General features: G+C 50.1%; 5 protein-coding genes. 2 read left to right on the forward strand and 3 right to left on the reverse strand.

Features of this window, described 5'->3' with window-relative positions; all coding sequences use genetic code 11:
• The coding region (locus tag M3G15_RS21110) for a hypothetical protein (protein ID WP_260071991.1) at positions 1–185 on the forward strand (185 nt) is incomplete at its 5' end.
• Between the two features lie 42 nt (positions 186–227).
• On the opposite strand, the gene M3G15_RS21115 is transcribed toward M3G15_RS21110, so the two are convergent.
• Positions 228–1,106, reverse strand: a complete 879-nt coding sequence (locus tag M3G15_RS21115) for a nucleotidyltransferase-like protein (RefSeq protein WP_260071992.1) — start codon at positions 1,104–1,106, stop codon at positions 228–230.
• Between the two features lie 144 nt (positions 1,107–1,250).
• On the opposite strand from M3G15_RS21115, the gene M3G15_RS21120 reads away from it, so the two are divergent.
• Positions 1,251–1,631, forward strand: coding sequence for a DUF2614 family zinc ribbon-containing protein (locus M3G15_RS21120; RefSeq protein ID WP_260071993.1), 381 nt, complete (start codon positions 1,251–1,253; stop codon positions 1,629–1,631).
• Positions 1,632–1,823: 192 nt separating this feature from the next.
• On the opposite strand, the gene M3G15_RS21125 is transcribed toward M3G15_RS21120, so the two are convergent.
• Together M3G15_RS21125 and M3G15_RS21130 are read right to left on the reverse strand one after the other, a co-directional pair.
• Entirely contained in the window at positions 1,824–3,539 is a 1,716-nt protein-coding gene (locus M3G15_RS21125; protein ID WP_260071994.1) for a glycosyl hydrolase family 18 protein, read from the reverse strand.
• Positions 3,540–3,700: 161 nt separating this feature from the next.
• Positions 3,701–4,129, reverse strand: a complete 429-nt coding sequence (locus M3G15_RS21130) for a Fur family transcriptional regulator (protein WP_009227107.1) — start codon at positions 4,127–4,129, stop codon at positions 3,701–3,703.
• Positions 4,130–4,228: the final 99 nt, after the last annotated feature.

Below are 4,228 nucleotides of genomic sequence, written 5' to 3' on the forward strand. Positions count from 1 at the left end.
ACTTTCATTTCGTCGCCGTTCTTTGTTTCAGCAGCGACCTTTATAATATATCATGTTTGCCTCGATTAAGTCAAGAAGTTTTTTTAAAAAACCTTTCGGCCAGTGCCGATTTCAGCTTCAAAACTTCATTACCTTTTTTAGGGGCGAGATATAATTTATCATATCCTCGCTGGGCGCGTCAATAGGTTTGTCCAAGGTATATTTTGGAAGTGTTCAGAACGCCGCAATCAGGCTCTGTATCGCAATTCCCGGCGCTCGCCTGCGCCTTCCTTATGAGCTTTGGTGATTTCCTGCGCCAAGGAACGGGCCACCAACTTGCGAAGTAATAACGGAAGCTCATCTCTCACATGTTCGAGCTCAGGGTTCTGTACTAACTCCTGAATACTCCATGCTTCCTTACGGCTGCCCAGAATCCTTAAGAGCAGTTCACAGCAATCCGCCATCTTGCTGGCGAGTGTAAATTCACATGCCAATAGTACGAGCTGGATGCGCTGCTCCAATGTTTCTGAATTTTCCGTCAACTCATCAAACAGTTTATAGACGACCGAATTCAAAGGGCGGACCTGTTCCCACACACTGCTTTCCGGCAAAATCCCTTGCTCGATCAATTCAAGGCGGGCATAATGCTTTAACGCCTGCAGCACGCAATAATAAGCATCCAGCAGATCCTGCTCCGCTGTATACCGTTTGGCTTCCCCATAGACTTTGAGGAACTTGGCAAATTCCTTCAGCTTCCTCCGTTCCTTCATGGATTCACCAAATTCGTTAATATAGGAGCGGAAATTTGTCAACTTCCCCTCGATGTCCCAAATGATCTCGCCGTGCAAAAAGTATTTCACCGAATCCCGCTGATCACCGGTCAATATTCCCCGTTCGATTTCGCGGGTGCCCACATGCAGTAGCTGATAAGACGAGTCTCCGCTCATGCCGTGCTCGATACGCTGTTCCTTCTCCTCCAAGCCATGGTGCACAACCATAATGAGATATTCGAAATCATGCAACAGCGAGTCGTGGAAGCCGGCTTGGTCCAGGTGATACCCAACCGCTCCAATGGCTCCATGCCCGGCTTTCTCCTCGTCTAAGATCGAAAAAATGGTTGTTTCCACGGATACCCTCCCAGCTTGGCGTATTCCTGCCAATTCGTTATAATATAGTTCTACGCCTAATCTAAGTTTCCTTCTTTGATTTTGGAGCACTTGGAAAAGTGGGGAGATGCTCCCCTTGAAGAGTTATAGAATCGAGGTGGCCCAATGTTCTTTAAATCAAGCAAAATCAATGAATTTCGTTTATGGGGCTTGTTGCTGACCATGCTTGGGATGGGCTTGATGGTACTGGGAACCGCCGGGATCGTATTCTGGGGACCCGCGGGCAGAGCGATCGCTGCCATCGGACTAGCCATCGGCTTGATCTCAATGCTCGCGAGCTTGGCCATCTATTTTTGGGCGGGCATGTTGTCCACATCTGCGGTGCAGCTGGAATGCCCGGAATGCCACAAGCTGACCAAAATGCTGGGCAAAACGGATCGCTGCATGTTCTGCAAAACCATCCTCACTCTCGACCCGTCGCAGGCGACAATCACGGCCGAGGAATTGGAGCAACAGCAATCAACCGGCGCTTCAACCTCAAGTTAATTGTCATTCTGTCCTCCTCGGATAAGAAAAACGTCTATCGACGTACATTCAAAGTAGACAGACCGCGTTTAGCGGAAGTTTTTCTTGCGATATCAGGATGCCAATGCCCCGAAGTTTATATTTTCTGATATCTTAAAATGAAACCAAGCGGACCGCTGCATATAAAGCAGCGGTCCGCTTGGTTTTTGTAGCCTATTTTTCAATTTCCCGAAGGGTCTCCCAGGCTTCATCGGAAGCAAATGCACGCGTCCAGGTGGCGATGCCGGCCAGTTTCATCGATTTGGCCACTTCCACACGGCGCTTTAACGATTCCGCGTCCTCCAGCCAAATGCGTTGCAATCCTTCTTTGTCTTTATATTCCACGTAATTCTGTTCCGTTTCTTCAGAGAAGCGCGGCTTTAATTTCTTCTCGGCGATGATTTGCTGAGCCTTGTCCATTCCAATTGCTTTGGACTTGATCTCCGTTTTGCCGTCCTTCACCGTCTCCGTCCACACCCGGGTATACAACGGGATACCCAAGATCAGCTTACTCGGCGGCACATCATCCTCTTCCAAAATCCGCGTCACCGACGAGCGTACCCAAGGCAATGAGGCGACGGAACCGGCCACCGGACTGGCCGCCCAATGCTCATCGTAAGCCATCAATACGAGGTAATCGACCGCTTGGGCCAAGGCCCGACGATCCAAAAAGGCCGACCACATCTCACTGTTTGATTTGGGGGTCACGTCGATCGAAACGATCAAGCCCTGCTCCTCGGCCAATGGGCGCAGCTCGCGCATGAATTGGGTGAGATTCTCCCCGTCTTTGGTGTAGACATTTTCGTAATCGATGTTAATGCCGTCTAAATCGTACAACTTCGCGTAATGAAGCATTTGCAGGATGGTCGTCAGCCGGTTCTCGAAGCTGGACAACGCCTTGGAGGTTAAATCCGGATCAAAGCTGTTGTTGAACAAGCCCCAAACCTGCATTCCCTGACCATGAGCCCATTTGACATAGGCACTGTCCGCTTTGCTCTGCACGTTGCCTTTCCCGTCCACCAGGGAAAACCAGGTGGGGCTTACAACGTTAACACCCGGCAGCTTGCCGATGGATGAAGGCTTTGGCGCCACCTGGTATACTGCCTCCCAGGTCATATTCACCGTTTTGGACTGCCATTTCTGCTTGGCGGCGGATAACTCCAACTTGAGTTCAGGGATGGAACGTTCCTCACCTAGCACCACGTCCTTTTTCTGAACATAGCCGGTATACCCGTTATTAAGCTGTACATAATACCATTGATCATCGGGAGTCTCCAGGATCCGCAGCGCAGTCTCCTCCGGCATATCGGCCAGAATCGGCTGATGAATGCTAGGGCCCGTTCGCAGGGGAACGGTGCTGTCCTTTTTACTGGAACCGGAGTCTACCGCAGCCGGCAGAATCTTCTCTCCCGCCCGATACAGCAGCACAGCGCCGGAGTCCGTATCTTCCTGCACCTCAGCTCCGTACAATTCCTGGAGCAGATGTGCCGGGAGATAGAGAACGCCGTCTTTCTCCTCAGGGGCAAATCGCAGCTCCGTCGGCTTATTATTGATTTTGGCGATCTTCTCGTCGGCCTTGAGCAAAACCAATTTCTGCGGCGTCGTTAAGATCACCGACTTGGTGTCTTCCTCATACCGAATCGTCGGGTCGATGATCTGTTGGATCACCGGAAGCGGGAGCTTCAAGCTATCCCCCGATCCGATCCCGGTGCCATTTAGCAATTGCCCATCTGCAAAAATAGGCTTATCCACCCGGCCGAGCCATTCGGGATCAACGTGCTCGCGGTTTGGCAGCCATTCCGATTGAGCCCAATAAAGTCCTGCTATAATAAGAATCAGGCCGAAAAACCATTTGGTTCTTCTCCTGCCGCGCTTTTTCCTTTGAACCATGTCTCTTCTGCTCTTCAATGAAAACCCTCCGTATCGATATCTCCGCCTATTAAATAATAAACTTATGAGGTGCGCCGAAAGTTACCTAAAAAAACAAAAACGTGAAGAATCCGCGAAGGTATTCCACACGTTTGATCTACTTCTCACAGGATAATACTGCCTTAGTGCTTCATACGGCACTCCTTACATACCCCATGCAGTTCCAGCCGATGGCCGTGAATCTCAAAACCGGTGGCTTCTTCCGCTTGGCGCTCGACTTCTTCCAAAGTGGGGTACATGAAATCCTCAATTTTTCCGCATTTCTCGCATATCACATGATAATGATTGGACACGTCCGCATCAAAACGGCTCGAATTGTCCCCATATGTTAACTCCCGGACCATGCCGGCTTCAATCAACATTTTCAGATTATTGTATACCGTAGCTACGCTCATGTTCGGGAAGCGGGGCTCCAAGGACCGGTAAATCTCGTCCGCGGTCGGATGGCTCATCGATTCCATCAGATACGTAAGTATGGCGTGACGCTGCGGCGTAATGCGGACTCCATTGTTCTTCAGTTGGTCCAGGGCATGCTGTACGCGCGTTGTCATCTCGTCCACCGCCTTCTAAATGCTCATTCCTTATAGTTCATTATGCAAAAAAGCCCGTAAGATTATTGTACGGTTAGGTCAAAACTTTTGTCAACGCAG

The organism is Paenibacillus sp. p3-SID1389, assembly GCF_025151705.1.
In the GTDB taxonomy this organism is placed as follows: Bacteria; Bacillota; Bacilli; order Paenibacillales; family Paenibacillaceae; genus Fontibacillus; species Fontibacillus phoenicis.

Coding starts and splice junctions, on each gene's coding strand:
- M3G15_RS21120 (WP_260071993.1), top strand. CDS start 1,251: ATGTTCTTTAAATCAAGCAAAATCAATGAATTTCGTTTATGGGGCTTG.
- M3G15_RS21130 (WP_009227107.1), bottom strand. CDS start 4,129: ATGACAACGCGCGTACAGCATGCCCTGGACCAACTGAAGAACAATGGA.
- M3G15_RS21125 (WP_260071994.1), bottom strand. CDS start 3,539: ATGGTTCAAAGGAAAAAGCGCGGCAGGAGAAGAACCAAATGGTTTTTC.